15 protein-coding genes and 1 tRNA gene are annotated in these 15576 nt (G+C 69.2%); 14 read left to right on the top strand and 2 right to left on the bottom strand.

Annotation, left to right across the window (positions count from 1 at the left end; all coding sequences use genetic code 11):
- Window positions 1-11: 11 nt before the first annotated feature.
- From ISU10_RS06935 to ISU10_RS06880, 12 genes are all read left to right on the top strand, one after another.
- Window positions 12-983: an electron transfer flavoprotein subunit alpha/FixB family protein gene (locus tag ISU10_RS06935; protein ID WP_194695651.1), complete on the top strand. Its 972-nt coding sequence runs from the start codon at window positions 12-14 to the stop codon at window positions 981-983.
- 52 nt (window positions 984-1035) lie between these two features.
- Window positions 1036-1620 (top strand): TetR/AcrR family transcriptional regulator, encoded by a 585-nt coding sequence (locus ISU10_RS06930; protein ID WP_194695650.1) that lies wholly within the window; start codon window positions 1036-1038, stop codon window positions 1618-1620.
- A gap of 26 nt (window positions 1621-1646) precedes the next feature.
- Window positions 1647-2534, top strand: a complete 888-nt coding sequence (locus ISU10_RS06925) for an alpha/beta fold hydrolase (protein ID WP_194695649.1) — start codon at window positions 1647-1649, stop codon at window positions 2532-2534.
- Between the two features lie 19 nt (window positions 2535-2553).
- The gene (locus tag ISU10_RS06920) at window positions 2554-3804 is read left to right on the top strand and encodes a glutamate-5-semialdehyde dehydrogenase (RefSeq protein ID WP_194695648.1); all 1251 of its coding nucleotides are present in this window, start codon (window positions 2554-2556) and stop codon (window positions 3802-3804) included.
- A 21-nt stretch (window positions 3805-3825) separates the two neighbouring features.
- The gene (locus ISU10_RS06915; protein WP_194695647.1) at window positions 3826-3972 is read left to right on the top strand and encodes a hypothetical protein; all 147 of its coding nucleotides are present in this window, start codon (window positions 3826-3828) and stop codon (window positions 3970-3972) included.
- Entirely contained in the window at window positions 3969-4604 is a 636-nt protein-coding gene (gene nadD / locus ISU10_RS06910; RefSeq protein WP_267239128.1) for a nicotinate-nucleotide adenylyltransferase, read from the top strand. Before ISU10_RS06915 ends, nadD begins: the two co-directional genes overlap by 4 nt.
- Window positions 4601-4978: a ribosome silencing factor gene (gene rsfS / locus ISU10_RS06905; RefSeq protein ID WP_194695645.1), complete on the top strand. Its 378-nt coding sequence runs from the start codon at window positions 4601-4603 to the stop codon at window positions 4976-4978. The genes nadD and rsfS overlap by 4 nt, the downstream gene beginning before the upstream one ends.
- The gene (locus ISU10_RS06900) at window positions 4975-5649 is read left to right on the top strand and encodes a histidine phosphatase family protein (RefSeq protein ID WP_194695644.1); all 675 of its coding nucleotides are present in this window, start codon (window positions 4975-4977) and stop codon (window positions 5647-5649) included. The genes rsfS and ISU10_RS06900 overlap by 4 nt, the downstream gene beginning before the upstream one ends.
- A 42-nt stretch (window positions 5650-5691) precedes the next feature.
- A tRNA-Ala gene (locus tag ISU10_RS06895) sits at window positions 5692-5767 on the top strand.
- 150 nt (window positions 5768-5917) lie between these two features.
- A complete protein-coding gene (locus ISU10_RS06890) occupies window positions 5918-7264 on the top strand; it encodes a helix-turn-helix transcriptional regulator (RefSeq protein ID WP_194695643.1) in 1347 nt (448 codons plus the stop codon).
- A gap of 282 nt (window positions 7265-7546) precedes the next feature.
- Window positions 7547-8557 (top strand): hypothetical protein, encoded by a 1011-nt coding sequence (locus ISU10_RS06885; protein ID WP_194695642.1) that lies wholly within the window; start codon window positions 7547-7549, stop codon window positions 8555-8557.
- A 108-nt stretch (window positions 8558-8665) separates the two neighbouring features.
- Window positions 8666-9058: a hypothetical protein gene (locus ISU10_RS06880; RefSeq protein ID WP_194695641.1), complete on the top strand. Its 393-nt coding sequence runs from the start codon at window positions 8666-8668 to the stop codon at window positions 9056-9058.
- A gap of 157 nt (window positions 9059-9215) precedes the next feature.
- On the opposite strand, the gene ISU10_RS24065 is transcribed toward ISU10_RS06880, so the two are convergent.
- Both ISU10_RS24065 and ISU10_RS06870 read right to left on the bottom strand, forming a co-directional pair.
- Window positions 9216-11228, bottom strand: coding sequence for an acyltransferase family protein (locus tag ISU10_RS24065; RefSeq protein ID WP_194695640.1), 2013 nt, complete (start codon window positions 11226-11228; stop codon window positions 9216-9218).
- Between the two features lie 90 nt (window positions 11229-11318).
- Window positions 11319-12080, bottom strand: coding sequence for an SDR family NAD(P)-dependent oxidoreductase (locus ISU10_RS06870; RefSeq protein ID WP_194695639.1), 762 nt, complete (start codon window positions 12078-12080; stop codon window positions 11319-11321).
- A gap of 148 nt (window positions 12081-12228) precedes the next feature.
- On the opposite strand from ISU10_RS06870, the gene ISU10_RS06865 reads away from it, so the two are divergent.
- Both ISU10_RS06865 and leuS read left to right on the top strand, forming a co-directional pair.
- Window positions 12229-12885: a TetR/AcrR family transcriptional regulator gene (locus tag ISU10_RS06865; RefSeq protein ID WP_370864880.1), complete on the top strand. Its 657-nt coding sequence runs from the start codon at window positions 12229-12231 to the stop codon at window positions 12883-12885.
- A 171-nt stretch (window positions 12886-13056) separates the two neighbouring features.
- On the top strand, window positions 13057-15576 hold the full coding sequence (gene leuS, locus ISU10_RS06860) for a leucine--tRNA ligase (protein WP_194695638.1): 2520 nt from the start codon (window positions 13057-13059) through the stop codon (window positions 15574-15576).

Genomic DNA, 15576 nt, shown 5'->3' with positions numbered 1-15576 from the left:
AGCACCGTTCCATGTCTGAGGTTCTCGTTCTTGTCGACCATGCCGACGGCGTGGTCAAGAAGCCGACCTTCGAGCTGCTGACCATCGCCAAGCGGCTGGGGGAGCCCTCGGCGGTGTTCATCGGCCCCGCTGATGCCGGCATGGCGGCCGCCGAGTCGCTGGGCCGGTACGGCGCCGAGAAGGTCTACGTCGTCGAGGACGCCGAGATCGCGGGCTTCCTGGTCGCCCCGAAGGCCGAGGCGCTGGCCCAGCTGGTCGAGAAGATCGGCGAGGGGGGCCCGGCCGCCGTGTTGATCACCTCGACGCCGGAGGGCAAGGAGATCGCCGCCCGGTTGGCGATCAAGACCGGATCGGGACTGATCACCGACGCGGTCGACGTCCAGCCCGGTGACGGAGCGCCGGTGACGACCCAGTCGGTGTTCGCCGGCAACTACACCGTGACCGCCAAGGTCACCCAGGGCACCCCGATCATCACGGTCAAGCCCAACGCGGCCAACCCCGAGGAGTCGGCCGGGGCCGGCACCGTCGAGGCGTTCGCGGCCACCATCTCCGAGGCGGCCAAGACCGCCAAGATCGTGGCCGCCCAGCCGCGGGAGAAGTCCGGGCGCCCCGAGCTGACCGAGGCCGCGATCGTCGTCTCCGGGGGCCGCGGCACCGGTGGGGACTTCGCCCCCATCGAGGCCCTGGCCGACGCCCTGGGCGCCGCGGTCGGCGCCTCCCGCGCCGCGGTCGACTCCGGCTGGGTGCCCCACACCTACCAGGTCGGACAGACCGGCAAGACCGTCTCCCCCCAGCTCTACGTCGCCGCCGGCATCTCCGGAGCCATCCAGCACCGCGCCGGCATGCAGACCTCCAAGACCATCATCGCCATCAACAAGGACGACGAGGCCCCCATCTTCGAGCTCGTCGACTTCGGCGTCGTGGGTGATCTCCACACCGTCCTGCCCGCCGCCACCGACGCCATCAACCAACGCAAGGGCTGACCGCCGCCACTCGGGTGTAGACAGAAACGAACGGTCGTACTATTCTGCTCGCATGAGCAAGGGACAGGCGACCAAGGCGTCGATCCTCCACGAGGCGTTGCAGGTCGCCTCGACGGTCGGCTTCGAGGCGCTGTCGATCGGTCAGCTCGCCGAGCGCACCGAGATGAGCAAGAGCGGGCTGTTCGCGCACTTCCGCTCCAAGGAGCAGCTCCAGCTCCAGGCGCTGGACCATGCTGCGGCGTGGTTCACGGACGCTGTGGTCCGCCCGACGCTGAAGGCGTCGCGCGGCGAGCCTCGGGTGCGCGAGCTCTTCGAGCGTTGGCTCGTGTGGGAGACCGAGGTCTTCCCCGGCGGCTGCGTCTTCATCGCTGGCTCCAACGAGTACGACGACCAGCCCGGCCTCATGCATGACTCGGTCGTCAACCACCAGCGAGACTGGGCCGAGTTCATCACCACCGTCGCCGGCACGGCCGTCTCCGAGGGGCACTTCCGCCCGGACCTCGACACCGGGCAGTTCACGTTCCTCCTCCAGGGCCTGATGCTGGGCTACCACCACGCGGCTCGACTGTTGCGCGACCCACGTGCGGTCGATCGCACCCGCTCCGCCTTCGAGCAGCTGCTCGCCTCGTCTCGTTAGTCCCGTCCTCACGTCAGGAGTCCGTCATGTCATCGTTCCAGAAAAGCACGATCGTTCGCATACGTACCGGCCTGGCACGTGGCTGGTTCCGGGTCGTCGACCAGGTGGCGCCCCATGTAGCCGCCCGGATCGCCAGGGACCTGTGGTTCACCGTGCCGCCGCAGCCGGAGGCGGCGGGCCTGCCGGCAGGTGGGACACCGTTCAGTGTCGAGTCGCTCGGCGCGACCGTCCGCGGGCACGTGTGGGGCGAGGGCCCGGTCGTCTACCTCGTGCACGGGTGGGGTGGGCGAGGCTCGCAGCTGGGCTCGTTCGTGCCACCTCTGGTGAGCCGCGGCTACCGGGTGGTGGTCTTCGACGGGCCGTCCCACGGCGACTCCGACCCTGGCCCCTCCGGACCCCAGCGCTCCCACGGCGTGGAGCTGGGCAAGGCGCTCGACGCGGTGTTCGCGAAGTTCGGTCCGGCCGAGGCCGTCGTCGCACACTCGCTGGGTGCCATCTCGACCCTGCTGACCTTGCGCTTCGGCTGGCTCTCCACCAAGCGGCTGGTCCTGGTCGCGCCCATGGTGGCGGCCCTGCCCCTGTTCGACCAGTACCAGCGGATCCTGGGGTTCGGGCATCGCACCCGGCGGGCCTTCGACCGCCTGCTCGACGACTTCGTCGGAGTGCCGATGGCTGAGTTCGACGCCATCCACCAGGCCTCCCACGTGGACCCCGTGCCCACGCTGGTGATCCACGACCGCGGCGATCGCCAGACGCCGTACGCCGGCGCGGTGCGGCTGGTCGAGTCCCTTCCGGATGCGCGGTTGGTGAGCACCGAGGGGCTCGGCCACCGCAGCATCCTCAAGGACCCCAGCGTGGTCCGACAGGCCGTCGACTTCCTGGCTGGCACGGACGCCCGCGAGGGAGCGGCCTGACGCCGCCTACCCTGAGCACATGAGCATCCAGCAAGAGGTCGTGGAGGCGGCTGTTCGCGCCCGCTCGGCCGCGCGCGTACTGGCTCTCGCGACGCGCGCCGAGAAGGACGCGGTGCTCACCGCCCTGGCCGAGGCGCTCGTCACCCACGAGACCAGCGTGCTCGCCGCCAATGCCGAGGACGTGGAGCGCGCCCGGTCCGACGGCACGAGCGCCGGCATCGTCGACCGGCTGCGGCTGGACCCGGCGCGGATCCTCGCCATGGCCGACGGTCTTCGTCAGCTGGTGGCACTGCCCGACCCGGTCGGCGAGGTCGTCCGCGGAGACACGCTCGCCAACGGCCTCGAGCTGCGTCAGGTGCGGGTGCCGTTCGGAGTGGTCGGGATGATCTACGAGGCCAGGCCCAACGTCACCGTCGACGCCGCCGGCATCTGCCTGAAGTCCGGCAACGCCGTGCTGCTGCGCGGCTCCTCCAGCGCCCGCAGCAGCAACCGGGCACTCGTGGAGGTCATTCGCGAGGCGGTGCAGGTCTTCGGTCTCCCGGCCGACGTCGTCCAGCTCGTGCCTGGTGACACCCACGAGAGCGTCAAGGCGCTGATGCGCGCTCGCGGCCTGGTCGACGTCCTCATCCCTCGCGGCGGGGCCGGCCTGATCCGCTCGGTCGTCGAGGAGTCGACGGTGCCCGTCATCGAGACGGGGGTGGGCAACTGCCACGTCTACGTCGACCGCGCCGCTGACCTCGATCAAGCTCTCGAGATCGTGATCAACAGCAAGACCCAGCGCACCAGCGTGTGCAACGCCGCCGAGTCGCTGCTGGTGCACGCAGACGTCGCCGACGTGTTCGTCCCCCGGGTGGTAGCCGCGCTCCAGGAGGCGGGTGTGAGGATCCACGGCGACGAGACCTTCGCCACCCATCAAGGCGTGCTGCCGGCCACCGACGAGGACTGGGCCACCGAGTACCTCGACCTCGACATCGCCGCTGCCGTCGTTCCCGACATCGACGCCGCCATCGACCACGTCATGCGCTGGTCCACGGGGCACACCGAAGCCATCGTGACCACCGACCTGACGGCCGCCCGGCGCTTCACCGCCGAGGTCGACGCGGCTGCCGTCCTGGTCAACGCCTCGACGCGGTTCACCGACGGGGGTGAGTTCGGGTTCGGTGCCGAGATCGGCATCTCGACCCAGAAGCTGCACGCCCGCGGCCCGATGGGCCTGACCGAGATGACCTCGACCAAGTACGTCGTGACCGGCGACGGCCAGCTCAGGTAGGGGACCGGTACAGTTCCGGCCATGTCGACGCTAGTCGTGATGGCCGCGGAGCACGGCGAGACCTGGGGTGGAGTCAACCACTGGGTCATCGGCGGCTTGACCCTGCTGATCCTGTTGGCGGCGATGGGCGTGCTGATCGCCTTCGGCGGCGGGCGCGAGCACAGCTGAGCACCGCACCCGGCACCACCCCGCCCCCGCGACGTGTCGGGGTGATGGGCGGCACCTTCGACCCGATCCACCACGGACACCTGGTGGCAGCCTCCGAGGTGCAGTCCTGGTTCGACCTCGACGAGGTCGTCTTCGTGCCCACGGGCGCCCCGTGGCAGAAGTCCGACCAGACGGTCTCGCCGCCGGAGCACCGCTACCTGATGACGGTGATCGCCACTGCGGCGAACCCCAGGTTCTGGGTGTCGCGCGTCGACATCGACCGCGACGGACCGACGTACACGATCGACACCCTGCGCGACCTCAAGACCCAGCTGCCCGACGCCGAGCTCTACTTCATCACCGGAGCCGACGCGCTCGCCGACATCTTCACCTGGCGCGACGTCGAGGAGCTCTTCGAGCTGGCCAACTTCGTGGGCTGCACGCGGCCGGGCTACGCGATGGACCGGCAGACGCTTTCGGCGATCCCGTCCAACCGTGTGACGATGGTCGAGATCCCTGCTCTGGCGATCAGCTCGACCGACTGCCGTGCGCGCAAGCGTCGCGGCGAACCCGTCTGGTACCTCGTACCCGACGGAGTCGTCCAGTACATCGCCAAGCACCACCTCTACGTAGGCAAGGAAGGCCAGAAGTGACCGCCACCGACCGGGCTGTGGAGCTCGTCGTGACCGCCGCCCGTGCGGCGTCCGACAAGCTCGCCAGCCAGATCGTCGCCTTCGACGTCAGCGACCAGCTGGCCATCACGGACGCGTTCTTGATCGCCAGCGCCTCCAACGACCGCCAGGTCAAGGCCATCGTCGACGAGGTCGAGGACAAGCTGCGCGAGGTGGGTGCCAAGCCCCTGCGTCGTGAGGGTGAGCGTGACGGACGCTGGGTGCTGATCGACTACGGCGAGGTCGTCGTGCACATCCAGCACGAGGAGGAGCGGCAGTTCTACGCGCTCGAGCGCTTGTGGCGTGACTGCCCGTCGATCGACCTGCCGGCCGACGTGGTCTCCCACTCGCGGTGACCCGTCGCCTGGTCCTGGTCAGGCATGGCCAGACCTCGTGGAACGCGCTGTGGAAGGCCCAGGGCCACGCCGACATCTCGCTCGACGACACCGGCCGTGGGCAGGCACGAGCCGCGGCGCCCTACCTTGCCGGCATGTCGCCTGTCGGCATCTGGTCGAGCGACCTGGCTCGTGCGCGTGAGACGGCCGAGATCTTCGCCGCCGCGGCCGGCGTGCCGGTCGTGCTCGACCCGCGCCTGCGCGAGTACGACGTCGGGGTGCGCTCCGGGCTGACCACTGCGGAGTTCGCCGAGCGGTACCCCGCCGAGCATGCCGCTTGGCTGGTCAACGACGAGTCGCTGCTGGTCGAGGGCGAGGAGTCCAGCGCGCAGGTGCGTGAGCGAGTGCTCCCGGCACTCCGAGAGATCCTGTCCGGCCTGGAGGCAGAGCAGACCGCTCTGGTCGTGATGCACGGCGCGTGCTTGAAGGTCGGGCTGTCCGCCATGCTCGGCTGGCCTCGCGAGGTGGCCGCGACGGTGCGCGGCATGGAGAACTGTGCGTGGGCGGTGCTCGGCGAGAACTCCGCCAACGGCGACCTGCGGCTGGTGTCCTACAACGAGACCGCGGCGGTGGGCCAGCATCCGTCGCGCGCTGCCGGGGGCGATTTCGCCAGCGAGGATGCCGTTGGCTAAGATTCCAGGTCGTTGCCCGCTCGCGCGGGGAGCAACCGATCTGGGGCTGTGGCGCAGCTGGTAGCGCACCTGCATGGCATGCAGGGGGTCAGGGGTTCGAGTCCCCTCAGCTCCACCAGATTCCTTCTTTCGCGGCGGCTTCACCAGCCCCAGACCACGAGATCATTCGATGTGGGGGCAATTTCTCGGTGTATTCGGCTAAGTCCCGCCGAAATGGCACTGCTTTCGATGCCCGGGCTGCCATGATCCTTTCCGAGAAGGGAGTCCGTTGAGCAAGGAGACCGGTGAGCGCGTACGCGCGCTCCGCACCGCGCGCGGCATCGCGCAGGCTGACCTGGCTGCCACCCTCGGGGTGTCGAAGAGCTATCTGTCGCACATCGAGGCCGGCCGTCGGCCGATCCCGGGACCCATGCTCCAACGAGTCGCGAGCGCGCTCGAGGTTGAGGTCGAGCAGCTCGAGTCGGGCATTCCAGCCGGGCTGTACGAAGATGTCGAGCTGAAGCTGGCCTTCGCCGAGCTGTCGTTGCGCAACGGCGACCGGGCCACGGCTGCTGAGGAGTTCGCCGCGATCCTCGAGCGCGCCAAGGATCTCCCTCTTCAACGTTTCCTCGACGAGGCGACCTGGGGTCTGGCTCGCGCCGATGAGGCCAACGGCCAGCTCGAGTCCGCCATCGTCCGCTACGAGGAGCTGCTGGGGCGTCATGCGCTCAGCGGCGCCGTCTCCAAGGCCGTCTTGTCGATGCGCCTGTTGATGGCCTACAGCGAGTGCGGAGACCTCGGCCGGGCCGTCGACATCGGCGAGCGCGCCATCGAGGAGGCTACGCAGAGCGACCCGGCCGAAGAGGTGACGACGATCGTCGAGCTCATCTCGTCCGTGGCCGGCTGCTACCTCGAGCGCGGTGACCTGATGCGCGCGCAGATGCTGATCGACCGAGCCATTGCGCTCGCCGCCGAGGACGGCACTCCACGCTCACGCGCGGCAGCCGCCTGGAACGCCGCGATCATCGCCGAAAGGCGCCACGACGCAGTCGGCGCTCGTCGGCATGCCGACCGGGCACTGGCCCTCTACTCCGAGATCGACGGCACCCGGTCCGTGGCGATGTTGCGGGTCGTGTCGGCCATGCTCCGGCTGCACCAGGACGAGCCCGACCACGTCGGCGCGCTGGCCGAGGTCGAGGTCGCGCTCGAGGAGCTGCGCGAGGTCGGCAGCAGGCTCGACCTCGCCTACGCCCGCAGCCAGCAAGCGCGCGCGCTCCTGCGGGGCGGTGACCCCGTCGGGGCAGGCGAGGTCGCCCGACGAGCACTCCAGGACCTGTCCACCGGAGACCGGTTGTTGACCGGCCACATGATGATCGTCCTGGGTCACGTCTCGATGATGCTCGGCGACGACGAGGAGGCGCTGGCCTACTTCGAGCAGGCCGCCACCGCCATCGAGGACGTCGAGGGCCCGGGTCAGGCCGGCACCGCCTGGCGCGAGGTCGGCGAGGCCTACCTCGAGCTCGGCAGGCAGCAGGAGGGCATCGCGGCCCTGCGCCGCGCCAGCGACCTCGCCGGCGCGACGTACAACCCGTTGCGTCCGTCGCTAGCAGCAGCGACCGGTCGGGTCGCCCGCTAGAGCAGAGCTCGTCGGGCTGCTGAGGATCCCTCCGGTCGCCAGGAGGGCGGCGGTCAGGGCCACGGCGCTGATCAGGCGGGCGCGGCGGGTGGGCGTGGTGTTCGGCGTGTTCTTCGACATGCGCAGAACGTGGCCGCACCTCCCTGGTAATGTCAACGTGTTGACAACAAGTTGTCACGATAGTCACAGATCTAGTCCGGCCGACGACCCTCGCCTGGTCGCCGGCCTCGGGCAACCCCGCATTCACGGCACACGACCGCACCGCCCACCACGGAGGCCGCGATGAGCGAGATGGCTCTTAGGGTCCGCGACGGACTCGTGGCCGACTCAGCGTCCTACAACATGCTGATGACGACCATGCTGCGTGCGGACGTCGGAGGATCGACGTGGGGCAACTGGACGCTCGACCGCGCCGTCGAGCCCGGCATGGTCGGCGTCCTCGACCCGGTGGCGGGCACGTTCGAACGTCACAAGCGGGGCGCGATCCCGTTGGAGGTCGAGGTCGTCGAGGAGCACGACCCGCACAGCTGGGACTACCGGAGCCAGGGCGTGCGACATGTCCCGGCGTGCCCCTCGACCGGCAGCGCGGAGTCCTGGCACTTCGCGCAGTCCCACACGATCGCCTCGCGCGGCGAGCATCGTCAGCGGCGAGCGTTGGCCGACCCGCTGGGGATCGCCGACACGCAGTACGACCTCCTGCGCCGGTGGGCCGATGCCCGTGGCTACGCGACGGATGCGGGGATCATCCAGGGCTTCGGCATCATCACCGCGACCTACGAGGCGACCGAGGTGTTGAACCTCGCTTCACGCGAACCAGGTCAGCAGTTCGTCCGGGGCAGTCAGTGGCAGGGAGCGCGCAACATGGAGGCGTTCGTGCACCCCGGCCCGATCAGTGGGCCGGCCCCGGCGATGGTGCCGTACGCCTTCGAGTTCATGTCGTTCGCCGGCCGCACCCCGTTGCCGCGCTGGGTGGGCCAGATCCCGGCCGTGACGGTCAGCTTCCACAACGCCGGGTCCTACGTCGTGCAGTGCACCGTCACCTGCGACACCCCCGCCGGAAGCAGCCACCGCAAGCGCATCCAGGTCGGCTGCGGCATCCCCGGCTGGGCCTACCTGCCGCTCGATGCGACCGACATCCGGGTCACCTGCCGCTTCTGGCACGTCGACGAGTGGGGCCCGCCGCTCCAGCTGCGCACCGTCATCCATCCGATGCAGGAGTGGCCACAAGGACAGGGCGTGGTGGAGATCGAGGGCTGGTGGCCCAGCGACTACGAGGCTCACTGGTCGCAGTAGCACCGTGTCGCGTACTTCGCGGAGACCGCGGTCCAGACATCGGCGTACGGGGGTTGATGTCTGGACCGCGGGCTGACGAGAGCCCGGGTCGGGGGTTACCTTGCCCGCATGAGGCGCGCGCCCCACGAGAACGTCGCGACCGTTCTCGTCGATCCGGCGATGCTCGAGGACCTCGAGCTCGTCTTGATGGTGCGCGACATGAGGGTGTGGCCGATCCGAACGGCACCCAACTGCCTGGACGGTCGGCGTACGGAGTTCCAGGTACGCCGTCGCCTCGTCGAGGCGCAACGCGGCGCCTGGGACTGTGCGACGAACTGGGTTGCTGTCTGGATCGCCTTCGGCTCCACGTGGCGCCACGGCGACGAGCCGCTGCCCTGGGAGGCGCACCGAGCCCTGTGGAAGGTCCTCGACGCGTACGCCGCGCACGTGCGGTTCCATCGGCGGCTCGGTGGGATCACGCCACTGCTGGTGGAGCCGGACATCGCCCGCCACCACACCTGACCACCAGAGATATCCGAGCCCCCGGCGCGGTCGACGCCGGGGGCTCGTGCACTGGCCGCCGTGACGCGGCCAGGGTCCGCAGGGACGTCGAGCAGGTCCCTCGGTGGGTCTGATGCGGCGCGGCGCGACTTGGTTCGGATGTTCGTAGAGGAAGCCGTCAGTCGAGCAGTCCGGTCGCCCTCAGTCGGGCCCAGATGTCGGCGCGCTGCTCGTCGAGGAACGTGCCCGTCACGTGGTGGGCGTCCTTCCACACGATCGTGCGGCCGCTGATCGGACGGCAGATCGGGTAGTCGGGACAGAGCACGGGGTTGAGGTCGACGGTGGCGGTGTCGTCGGGTGACTCGATCGCGAGAGTCTGCATGATGGCGTCGGTGAAGGGCTTGCCGATCGGCGGTATCAGCGCGCAGTCACCGAGGCGTTTGGCTCGGGCCAGGCAGTCGAGTGGGTCCGGTCCGTTGCGCAGGTAGCCCTCGGTGCCCAGTAGCGCCTTGACGATGATGAGTCGCGCTCCGGCCGCGTGGATCTTCTCGACCGTCTCGGAGGTCTTGCGCAGGTGCAGCTGGGCCAGCGTCTCTCCGGGGGGCCGGTCGGGAGAGTTGAGGCGTACCTGCCACCTCTTCTCGTACCTGGCCAGGCTGACAGCGACGACGACGTCGACGTCGAGCTGGGGCAGCACGTCGCGGTAGAACGTCTCGAGCTCATCGCCACAGCGCGGCACGAGCCCCGCGGGCCACGCGCATCCGCGCACGACGTTGGTCAGCAAGGTGAAGTCGTGCTCGCGTGCCAGGGAGCGGAAGGCGGTGACGAACATCGCGGTTTGGCTGTCGCCGATCAACAGCACTCGCTGTCTCGACCCGGACTCGAGCACACAGATGTCCAGGTCGTCGACCGTGCACGGATCCCCGGCGTCCGGGACGTCGCCCAACGCGCCTACCAGGTCCAGGCCAGCGGGCACGGGGTCATCGGCCCACGGCACCCCGCCCGCGCCAGCCGGACCGTCCTTCGAGGCCCGTTGGACGGCGGGACGCACCTCGGCATGCAGCACCGGCGGCAGCACCACCGCTGCGATCACGGCGCTGACCGCCAGACCCACGGTGACCACCGGCCAGCGGACCTTCTCGAGCGGCTCGGCACGCCGGATGGGCCGCTCGAAGAGCTGGTAGGACAGCGCCGCGAGCCCGGTGGCAACCGGGGCCGCGACCAGGGCCAGGACCAGCGGGCGCACGTCGAAGACGTCGCGCAGGACCAAGATGAGCGGCCAGTGCCACAGATAGGTGCCGTAGGAGATCTGCCCGAGGTAGCGGGGCGCGGGCAGGGCCAGGAGCCGCGACGTCGGCCCTTGCGGGTCGCCGTACAGTCCGGCGATCGCAGCAACCGAGAACAGGGTCGCCAGCAGTCCGCGCACCGATGCCGAGACGTCGACGAGCGACGATCCGACGACCACGATCCCGACGACACCGACCAGCGCCAGCACCCGGGCTCGCACGACCGGGATGGTGACCAGGCGGGTCACCTGGGCGAGCAGCACTCCGGCGGCGAGCTGGTAGATGCGCGTCTCGGTGGCGTAGTAGGCGTACGTCGGGTCACCGGCTGCGCGCCACAGCTGCAGAGCCACAGAGGCCACCACCACCGCGGCCAGCACGAGGAGCACGGTCCTGGCCGACCGCCGCAGTCGGAGCAGGACGAGCAGCACCAGGGGCAAGACGACGTAGAACTGCTCCTCGATCGACAGCGACCAGTAGTGGAGGAAAGGGCTCGTGTCGGTCGAGTCAGCCGCGAAGTAGTCGCGGGAGTCGGCGATGAACTGCCAGTTGGAGAGGTAGACGAGAGCGGCCTGGCCGTCGCGCACCATGCCGGCGCGCTGCGGTGTGCTGGCCACCAGCAGTTGGAGCGCAGCGGTCGTCACGATGACCAGCACGGCGGCTGGCAGCAGGCGCCGAACGCGCCTGGCGTAGAACCAGCCCAGCAACTGGCCCGGGCGGGCCGTGCCGCGCTTGTCGACCTCGGCCCAGATCACGTGCGAGACCAAGAACCCCGACAGCACGAAGAACAGGTCGACCCCGACGAACCCGCCGTCGAGCGGGCCCAGGCCGCAGTGGAACAGGAGCACGAGGTAGACCGCCACCGACCTGAGTCCGTCGAGCTCAGGGCGGTAGGTCCAGCGGTCCACCGGCGCAGGCTAGCGGGCTGGCTCCGCGATCGCTGCAGCGAGAGTCTCGACTGGGACCGGCGACCCGGGGCCGGTGAGGGCCTGCTCGGCTCAGGTGATCGTGATGCCGCCGTCGACCGCGATCGTCTGGCCGGTGACGTAGGCGCCGGCGTCGGACACCAGCCAGACGAGGGTCGCCGCGAGCTCGGCAGGATCTCCCATCCTGCCGGCGGGCACGCGGGAGATGGCCAGGTCGAGGTAGCCGTCGGGGTAGTGGTCGGTCATCTCGCTGGCGAAGAAGCCGGGCGCGAGCGCGTTGACGCGGATGCCCTTGCGACCCGTCCACTGCTGGGCCAGGTCGCGGGTCAGGCCGATGATCGCGGCCTTCGACGAGGCGTACGCCGCCTGCGGCAGGCCGCCGGTCGTGATGCCGAGCACCGAGGAGATGTTGACGATGCTCGAGCCCGGCTGCATGACCCGGCCGCAGGCCTGCGCCATCCAGTAGCTGCCGTTGAGGTTGATGTCGATCACCCGTCGGAACTGCTCGGGTGTCTCCCGGGTGGCGGGGACTGCCGTGCCGACACCGGCGTTGTTGACCAGCAGGTCGACCTTGCCGAACTCGGCGATCGCTGCCTCGACCAGAGCCGTGCACGACTCGGGATCACTGACGTCGGTGGTCACCGTCAGCGCCCGCCTCCCTGTGGCGCGCACCAAGGTCGCGGTCTCCTCGAGGAGCTCGGTGCGTCGCGCACCCAGGGCGACGTCGGCACCCGCCTCGGCCAGGGCCCTCGCGAACGCAACGCCCAGTCCGCTGGAGGCGCCGGTGACCACGGCGACCTTGTCGTCGAGCCGGAACAGGTCGGTGATCGTCATGGCGGCAGCGTAGAGGTGACAACACGTCGGCCCCGCTGGTGAGCGATCGAGTGGCTGGAGGGCCTGGTGTGACTGCGGGGGCTCCTGACCAGCAGAAATGTCCAGAAGTATGAACAGGGATACCGCTCCTCACCCGTAGGCTTGACACGTGACCAGCACCCCCATGCGGTCGGGCGCCACCCGGGCCGAGCGAACCGCTGAGCGACGCACCCAGCTCGCGCAGTCCGCCTTGGCCACTCTCGGCGAGTTGGGCTACGCGCGCACCTCGCTGCGGGAGATCGCGCAGAACTCCGAGTTCACCCACGGCGTCGTCCACTACTACTTCGCCGACAAGGTCGAGCTGATCACCCACTGCGTCCGTCTCTACAAGACCCAGTGCGTCACCCGCTTCGACGAGATCGTCGACACCTCGACGACCGCGGAGGAGCTGCTCGAGCGGTTCGCCCTGCGACTGGTGGAGTCGATCGTCACCGAGGCGCCGCTGCACCGGCTCTGGTACGACCTGCGCACCCAGAGCCTGTTCGAGGACGCCTTCCGACAAGACGTGCTCGAGATCGACGAGACCCTCCAGGGACTCACGTGGCGGGTGGTCACTCGCTACGCCGCGTTCCTCGGCGGATCGCCACTCCTCGACGAGCGCGCGACCTACGCACTGATCGACGGGCTGTTCGAGAAGGCTCTGCTCCATCACATCGCGGGGTTGCCATCTGCCGGCGCCGACCTCGCCGCCCGCGTCCGGTGGCTCCTCCCGCAGATCTGCCCTGGCGACAAGTCGGGCGCCTCAACGGCTGCTGAGGTAGCCTGATCCCATGAGTTTCCGGTCGCTTCTCCTTGGACAGCCGCGCTGATCGCCCACTGATCGCGCGGCTACCCCTCGACGACGAGGGGTTTTTTCATGTCCAGGACCAGACGGCAGGAGCAAGCGATGACCACCCGATCACATGGGACAGAGCCAGACGTTGAGAGAGTGACCCCCATGAGCGAGCCCGCGGAGACGCAGGAAGCCGCGACGTACGACGTCACGGCAGTCGAGGAGAAGTGGCTGCAGGTCTGGAAGGACCTGGACCCGTTCCGCGCCGACGATGCATCCGCACGGGAGAAGCGCTACGCGCTGACCATGTTTCCCTACCCCAGTGGCGACCTGCACATGGGTCACGCCGAGGTGTTCGCCCTGCACGACGTGGTGGCGCGCTACTGGTGGCTGAAGGGCTACGAGGTGCTGAACCCGATGGGCTTCGACTCCTTCGGGCTGAACGCCGAGAACGCCGCGATCCGCGACAACGAGCACCCGGCGACCTTCACCTACGCCAACATCGCGGTGTCCACGGAGTCCTGCAAGAAGTTCGGCACCAGCTTCGACTGGAGTCGCACGCTGAACACCTCCGACCCCGACTACTACAAGTGGACGCAGTGGCTGTTCCTGCGCTTCTACGAGCGCGGCCTGGCCTACCGCAAGGAGAGCCCGGTCAACTGGTGCCCGGTCGACCAGACCGTCTTGGCCAACGAGCAGGTCATCGACGGGCACTGCGAGCGCTGCGGCAACGAGGTCACCAAGCGTGAGCTGACGCAGTGGTACTTCAAGATCACCGACTACGCCCAGGAGCTGCTGGACAACCTGGACGAGCTGGAGAAGACCTGGCCGGACCGTGTCATCACCGCCCAACGCAACTGGATCGGCCGCTCCGAGGGCGCCCACGTCACCTTCCCGCTGGTTGAGGAGGGCGCGCAGCGCCCGTCTCGAAACCGGGCGAGCGAGATCACGGTCTACACGACGCGTCCCGACACGCTGTTCGGGACGACGTTCATGGTGGTGGCCGCCGACGCCCACCTGGCCCGCGAGCTGGTCACCGACGACCAGCGGCCGGCCTACGAGGACTACCTGGAGGAGGTCCGCAAGGCCTCCGACATCGAGCGACTGTCGACCGAGCGGCCGAAGACCGGAGTCTTCCTGGGGCGTTACGCCGTGAACCCGGTCAACGGCCAGCAGATCCCGATCTGGGCGGCCGACTACGTGCTGGCCGACTACGGCACCGGCGCGATCATGGCCGTGCCCGGTCAGGACCAGCGCGACTGGGACTTCGCCAAGCGGTTCGACCTGCCGATCATCCGCACGGTCCGCCCGCCCGACGACTTCGTCGACGACGCGGCCTACGTCGGACAGGGTCCGGCCATCAACTCGGCCAACGACGAGATCTCCCTCAACGGCCTGGGCATCGCCGAGGCCAAGCGGGCCATCATCGACTGGTTGGAGAGCAAGCAGTCCGGTAAGGGAGCGGTGAACTTCCGGCTGCGCGACTGGCTGCTGTCGCGGCAGCGCTACTGGGGCGCGCCGATCCCGATCATCCACTGCCCGGTCGACGGCGAGGTACCCGTCGCCGACGACCAGCTGCCGGTCGTGCTGCCCGAGCTGCGCGGCGCGGACCTGACCCCGCGCGGTGTGTCGCCGCTGGCCGCGGCGGAGGACTGGGTCAACGTCGAGTGCCCGAAGTGTGGCGGACCGGCGAAGCGGGACAGCGACACGATGGACACGTTCGTGGACTCGTCCTGGTACTTCCTGCGCTACTGCTCGCCGCAGGACGACACCCAGGCCTTCGACACCGACCTGGTCAACGCTTGGGGTCCGTGCGACGTCTACATCGGCGGTGTGGAGCACGCTGTGCTGCACCTGTTGTACGCCCGCTTCTTCACCATGGTCCTCAACGACATGGGCCTGGTCGGCTTCCGCGAGCCGTTCTCGGCTCAGCTGAACCAGGGCACGGTCATCAACCAGGGCGCCAAGATGTCGAAGTCCAAGGGCAACGGCGTCCGATTGGGGGAGCAACTATCGGCCTTCGGAGTCGATGCGGTGCGCTTGACCCTCGTCTTCGCCGGCCCGCCCGAGGACGACATCGACTGGGCGGAGATGTCCCCGTCCGGGTCGCTGCGGTTCCTGCAGCGCGCGTGGCGGCTGAGCGGTGACGTGACGTCCTCTCCCGGCACCTCGCCCGAGGGTGGTGACGTCGCACTGCGCCGGATCACTGCGCGCACGGTCCGCGACGCCGAGGGCCTGGTCGACGGCTTCAAGTTCAACGTGCTGGTCGCGCGGGTGATGGAGCTGGTCAACGCGACCCGCAAGGTCATCGACACAGGAGGCGACTCCGGAGCCGGCGGGGCCGACCCGGCGGTGCGCGAGGCTGCGGAGGCCGTGACGATCCTGCTGTCCCTGGTCGCTCCCTATGTCGCCGAGGAGATGTGGGAGCGACTGGGACACCAGCCCACGGTTGCCCGCACGTCGTGGCCGACGGTGGACGAGAGCCTGCTGGTCGAGGACAGCGTGACGTGCGTCGTGCAGGTCCGCGGCAAGGTACGCGCGCGGTTGGAGGTAGTCCCCGACATCAGCGACGCCGACCTGGAGGCTTTGGCACTGGCCGAACCCGACGTCGTACGCGCCATCGACGGAGCCGAGGTGCGCAAGGTCATCGTGCGCGCGCCCAAGCTGGTCAACGTCGTCGTCTAA

It is taken from the genome of Nocardioides agariphilus, from assembly GCF_015352445.1.
Lineage (GTDB): Bacteria > Actinomycetota > Actinomycetes > Propionibacteriales > Nocardioidaceae > Nocardioides > Nocardioides agariphilus.
The sequence above is the reverse complement of the archived record's forward strand: the minus strand, read 5'-3'. Positions and strand labels throughout refer to the sequence as shown.